This window comes from Rubellimicrobium aerolatum (assembly GCF_017872975.1).
In the GTDB taxonomy this organism is placed as follows: domain Bacteria; phylum Pseudomonadota; class Alphaproteobacteria; order Rhodobacterales; family Rhodobacteraceae; genus Rubellimicrobium; species Rubellimicrobium aerolatum.
The window spans coordinates 1-5,571 of record NZ_JAGGJP010000040.1; the positions used below are offsets into that span (position 1 = coordinate 1).

Below are 5,571 nucleotides of genomic sequence, written 5' to 3' on the forward strand. Positions count from 1 at the left end.
CGTGCCACCCCAGACCCCGATAGTGTCCATCATCCACAAGCGGACACTATCCCTCGGCATCTCCGACCGTCAGAGCAGCTAGACCAGACGCTTACAGTAGATCATCGGGGTCCTGCGCGAGCAGGAAGCCGGGGCGAAGACGGCGGAGATCTGCCGTCGCCACGGGATCAGCAGCGCCACGTTCTACGCCTGGAAGGCCAAGTTCGGCGGCATGGACGTATCTGACGCGAAGCGGCTGAAGGCGCTTGAGGATGAGAACGCCCGGCTCAAACGGCTCCTGGCGGAGTCGCTGCTCGATCAGGCTGCGCTGAAGGATCTTCTCTCGCGAAAGTGGTGACGCCCGCTGCCAGGCGCGAAGCCGTCGCGATGCTCGTGGAGTGCCACGAGATGAGCGAGCGGCGGGCGTGTGCCGTGATCGCGCGGATCGGACGTCCGTCCGCTACCGCAGCCGACGCCCTGACGAGCACGAACTGCGCGAGCGCCTGCGGGCGCTGGCGTCCGAGCGCCGCCGGTTCGGCTACCGGCGGCTGCACGTTCTGCTCAGGCGAGAGGGCCATGCCGTGAACCGCAAGAAGACCCAGCGGCTCTACCGGGAGGAAGGCTTGTCGGTGCGCAAGCGCCGAGGACGGAAGAGGGCGACTGGCACCCGGGCATCGCTGCTGACGGTGGCCGTGCCGAACGCGCGCTGGTCGGTCGACCCTCGCCGCCGGGCTCGGAACGGTGGCGCCCTGCGGCTCGATCCACGACCAGTTCGTCCAGGGCCGCCGGTTCCGGATCTTCAACGTGATCGACGACGTGACGAAAGAATGCCTCGCCGCCGTGGTCGACACCTCGATCTCGTGGCGCCGCGTCGCGCGGGAGCTGACGGCCCTCATCGCCCGCCGCGGCAAGCCGGGCCTGATCGTCAGCGACCATGGCACCGAGTTCACCTCGAACGCCATGCTGGCCTGGTGCGAGGAGGCCGCCGTGTCCTGGCATTTCATCGCCCCGGGCAAGCCCATGCAAAACGGCATCTGCGAGGCGTTCAACTCGAAGATGCGGGACGAACTCTTGAACCAGACGCTGTTCTTCGGCCTCGATCAGGCCCGCCGCATCGTCGCCAGTTGGGTGGCCGACTACAACGCGACCCGGCCCCATTCGGCACTCGGCCACGAGACCCCCGCAGTCTTCGCCGCCCTGCTCGCCGCAACGGGCGATCGGCTACACGCGATGGAGATGTTCCGCCAATCGCCCATTGGATCCCTCCGCGCACGCGGGCAAATGTCACCCGCCGGCTCTGGTTTCACGTGGATGAAGGTCAGGGGGCACAGCAGCCGGGGGCCGTCAGGCTCATCGTCCGGGGTGTGGTCCTCGGCGAGGGCCTCTCCTCTCCCGCATCGGCCTCGCTCAGGCTGGCCATGAGCCCGTCGGTGTCCGAGTTGTCGACCGGCAAGATCTCGACGGCCTGGGCGCCGCCGAGCTCGAGGAGCGCCTCGAGTCGCCCCTCGATCGCAAGGTCATGGCCCTGCGCCGCCTCGTCCCAGGTGACCACCACCTTCTTGATGAGATCCCGCAGAGCGAGGCTCGCCTGGCCGAGCGCCACCTCGTGCGAGAGCGAGGCGGCGAAGTGCCACATCTGCGTGCGTTAGAGCCGCGGCAAGTTGACGGGCAGCTAGACGGCGATGGGCGTCATTCCGGCCCGCCTCGCTTCGAGCTTCGCCAGCTGAGCCTCGGCTTTCTCCAGGGCCGTCAGCAGGGCGGCGCTGGTCCGGCCCTTGGCGATGGCTGCGACGAGGTTTCGACGGCGCCGCGGGCCTCCTCGACCTAGCCCTCGGCGAGCGAGGGCAAGGTGGCGCTGACCCCGTCGCAGTTCGAGGCTCTCCTCGATCATCCATGTTGGTGTCCCTCCTGAGCAGGCTGATGTGCCCTCAGGTCGACCTGCTCGACGGTCCGTTCGCGGAGGGCCCGAAGGCTGGCGATGACCTGGGTGGCGTCGTCGAAGAGATAGGCGCCGCTGGGCTGTGGGTCGACGAGGATGCAGCCGGCACGGATCTGCACGTGCAGCTACTTCGCCGGGATCCCCATCCGTTCGGCCGTAACGCCGAGCCGGCCGGGCGCATGGCACCAGCGTGTCCGCAGCGTCCCCGTCCTCAGCCCAGCCGCAAGGCGGATGCCCTGGACGGTGACTGGCAGCACCCGATCGGGGCAGCGTGGGCCCAGGCGATGCCCCTCCCGCGTCAGGGCCGCGGCGATCTCGTCGTCGGGATGATCGGCACGGGCGAGTTCGAGGATGCAGACGCGCATCTCGGCGCCGCGCGCCAGGGAGGCCAGGCAGGTCGCCGGCCGCGCGACCGCGAGCTCGCTCACCGCGCCGTCGCGCCAAACGATGCGCACGTGCGCGACGTCGTGGCTGCCACGATCGAGGACCACCTTCTCGATCAGGCAGCGCAGCAGCGTCTTGCGTTGGGCGTTCCCCGTCGCTGGATCGGCCCGGAGCACCGGCAGCCGCCCCGTGAGCGCGACCACCTTGGACGCCAGGCTCCGGTCAAGTGCTGCGGGCGCAGTGGCTGGAGCTGCCTGCCATGCGGCGAGCGCAGTCTCGTCCGCCTTCAGTTCTATCCACACGGCCTCCCAGCGCCGCTCGAGCTCGGCGGCGACGAGACGGTTGTCGGGATCGACCCTGTTGCACTGCCGCTCCGCAAGAGCGACCTGGTGGCGCTTGCGCTCGAGCTGCTGCTCGGCCGCCTGGATCACCGCCTCGTCGGCCTGGCGCTGCGTGCGGTGCGCGCGAGCAAGCGCATCAAGCTCAGCCGGCGCGATGGCGGCCAGGAAGGCCCGCCCCATCGCCGCTTCGATCGAGGCAGCGCGCAGGCTCTGGCAGCCAGGCAGGCCCTGTTGGGTGCGCAGGCGGTTGCAGACGTACTGCCGCTGCCCTTGGTGCGGACGGACATCTTGTGGCCGCAGCGCCCGCACCAGGCCAAGCCTTGCAGAAGAAGGTCGCCCTCGCGCGGCGCGCCTCTTGTCTTGGTCTGCATGTACTCCGCCCGGTTGTCGGTGAGGGTCGCCTGGATCCCCTCGAAGGTGGGCCAGTCGATGTAGGGCGGGTGGCGGTCCTTCACGACGATGCGCCAGTCCGCCATCGCCCGCGGCGCCTTTCCTTGGCGGCCGCCACGGCTTGTCCGCTCCGCCATGCGCTTGCGCCCGTAGACGAACGCACCGGCATAGGCAGGGTTCTTCAGGATCGTCGTTACCGCCGCCACCGTCCGTCGCGTCCAGCGCAGGTCGCCGTGCCGGTCGCGGCGCGGCAGGTCGAGGTCCTGAGCTTTCAGACAGCGTATGGCCGCCACCGCACTCCTCAGCCGGAGGAAGCTCTCGAAGACGAGCCCGAGACGGGCCTGAACCTCGAGGTCCGGGTCCTTGACGACGACCTCGCCGGGCCCGCGCACAAGGCCAACCGGCAGGGTGAGCGCGAGCTCCCCGCGGGCGGCCTTGGCCAGCAGCCCAGCGGTGAGGCGGCTGCGGACTGTGTGCAGCTCGAGTTCGGAAATCGTGCCCTTCAGTCCCAGGAGAAGGCGGCCGTTCGGCGAGCCGGGATCATAGACGCCGTCGCGGTCGGCGATCAGGCCGCCCCGGAGCGCGCAGATGTCCAGGAGCGGTTACCAGTCGGAACAGTTGCGGGCGAGCCGGGTGACGTTGATCGACAGGACCAGACCGACCTTGCCCAGACCCACGCGCGCGGTCAGTTCCTTGAAGCCGTCGCGCCCCGCCGTGGAGGCGCCGCTCGGCCCGAGATCGGCGCCGATGACGTAGACGTCAAACGGACGCCAGCCGAGCTCACGCGCCTGACCTCGGTCCCTTGCGCCGGGTGCGGCTCGCACGCCGCCACCGGGACCAGCAGGGTGCCTCCAGTCTCGTGCTCGACATCAAGGGAGGGCGCGACGTTGCCGGCCCGGCTTGCCAGCCGTCGCAGGATCGGGAAGCGACGCCTGAAGAGCGGATGGCGAGGGTCGCAGACCGTGATCTCCGCCAAACAGGGATCATCAGCCTCACCAGAGGGGACATTCCTGCAGACCTTCGTTCGAGGGCATCGACTGGCGTGCTCCGCAGCGGAGCTGGCGACCGCTGACCGCAGTATGGGCGGCAAGCGAGAGCGAAGCGGACGGGACTCCCTTGGTGGCACCGGCCGGCTAGGCTTCGGCCATGCTGGACGAGGTCGGATCCCTGCCGCACGACCCTGAGGACCTGCGCGGCTCCGGGCCTGCGAGCAAGGGGCGCGCAGGGCGGGATCACCGGCCGCTACTGAGCCGGCAGTCTCATGTCAGCCCGCTAATGAGCTCAGGCCTGGCAGCCATGGGTGGCTGGATGCGCCCAAGCTCCTGAGCCAAGCCTGTCCAGGCAGCACAGCAGGCATCCACGACGCCGTTGTGGTCGTCGAGGAGACGGTGCGAGGGATGCCGCTCGCGCAGGTAAGCCCAGAGCCGCTCGATCGGGCTGAGCTTCGGCGAGCAGGGCGGCAGCGGCACCAGGGTGAGGTTCGGGGGCACGACCGGCGCGCGGGCGCCGTGTCCAGCCGGCTTGGTCGAGCACGAGCACGGCATGGGCGTCGGGAGCGATCTGGGCGGTCAGTTCGGCCAGGAAGCGGCTCATGGCGGTGGTCGAAGCGGCGGGCAGGACGAGAGCGACCTCCGTGCCGGTGGCCGGTTCCACGGCGTCGAACAGGCGGGCGGAGGCGAAGCGCTTGTCGCAGAGCCCCGCCGGGCGCTCGCCCCTGGTCCGCCAACGGTGAGTGGTGCGCCCCTTCCGGCCCTCTCGGGTCCCATCTTCGAGCCACAACTCGATGCACTGACCAGGGCTGGCCTCCTAGGCCGCCGCCATGGCTTCGGCGAGACCCCCCTTTCTGAACGCCTCCTGTGCCTTGGCGTTGGCCTGCGGACCACGCGGCCGCGTCGTCCCGAGAGCCCCAGCCGCCTCAGCCCCCGCGACAGGCTGGCCGGGCAGCCGCTTGCCCAAAAGGCGCGCGACCTCCTGCGCCAAAGAGGGCCGCGTCCACTCCGTGCGGCCGGGGCGGGCGAGATCGGGGCCGGCAAGCGCGAACCGCTTGAGCTTGGCGCTCAACACTGGGCGGGCGTGGCCCTTGGGCCGGTCGTGCAGCCCGGCCAAGCCTTCGGAGTCGTGGCGCACCGCCGCCTCATGCAGCGCCTGCCGCTCCAGGTCAGCGAGCCGCGCCGCGTCGGCCCGGCTCTTCCCCTCCAGGGCCTGCACGATGGCCTGCATCCGCGCGGCCGCGCGCGGCTCCTTCTGCCGTCGCGCCAAGGCCCGCAGCTCGCCCGCGCTCAGGTCCGTCCGGATCGGCCATGCCGCAAGCACCGGCTCCTCCCTCGTCAACCGCACAACAGAACCACCAAGCCAGCCAAGCGGGAAACGCCAAAGTCAGATCAGCCGCCAGTCGGTATGAGTGAGCGGCAGGAACGGCTCGCGCTGCCCTGAGGTGGCCGGCAGTTGAGCGTGTCGATCAGGATGAGGCACGAGCGACAATCTGGATGAGAGCGATGCGTCGGGGCTGAACTGAAGGGAGGGCGTAGCCCGACCGGA

The 5,571-nt window shown here is 70.0% G+C and carries 5 protein-coding genes and 1 pseudogene; 1 reads left to right on the forward strand and 5 read right to left on the reverse strand.

The annotated features are described in order from the left end of the window. Window positions 1–100: 100 nt before the first annotated feature. A pseudogene (locus J2Z33_RS17825) lies at window positions 101–1,182 on the forward strand (IS3 family transposase); the annotation flags it as partial. A 684-nt stretch (window positions 1,183–1,866) separates the two neighbouring features. Here the strand turns inward: J2Z33_RS17825 and J2Z33_RS17830 are convergent. The 5 genes from J2Z33_RS17830 to J2Z33_RS17850 form a co-directional block, all read right to left on the reverse strand. Next, window positions 1,867–2,037 carry a hypothetical protein gene (locus J2Z33_RS17830; protein WP_209843563.1) on the reverse strand — a complete coding sequence of 57 codons (171 nt, stop codon included), beginning with the start codon at window positions 2,035–2,037 and terminating at the stop codon, window positions 1,867–1,869. Window positions 2,038–2,043: 6 nt separating this feature from the next. Next, on the reverse strand, window positions 2,044–2,823 hold the full coding sequence (locus J2Z33_RS17835) for a hypothetical protein (RefSeq protein ID WP_209843565.1): 780 nt from the start codon (window positions 2,821–2,823) through the stop codon (window positions 2,044–2,046). Next, window positions 2,730–3,425: a recombinase family protein gene (locus tag J2Z33_RS17840; protein ID WP_209843567.1), complete on the reverse strand. Its 696-nt coding sequence runs from the start codon at window positions 3,423–3,425 to the stop codon at window positions 2,730–2,732. The genes J2Z33_RS17835 and J2Z33_RS17840 overlap by 94 nt, the downstream gene beginning before the upstream one ends. Window positions 3,426–3,635: 210 nt before the next feature. Next, complete coding sequence (locus J2Z33_RS17845; protein WP_209843569.1) at window positions 3,636–3,857, reverse strand: hypothetical protein; 222 nt, start codon at window positions 3,855–3,857, stop codon at window positions 3,636–3,638. Between the two features lie 982 nt (window positions 3,858–4,839). Next, on the reverse strand, window positions 4,840–5,346 hold the full coding sequence (locus tag J2Z33_RS17850) for a hypothetical protein (RefSeq protein ID WP_209843571.1): 507 nt from the start codon (window positions 5,344–5,346) through the stop codon (window positions 4,840–4,842). Between the last annotated feature and the right edge of the window lie 225 nt (window positions 5,347–5,571).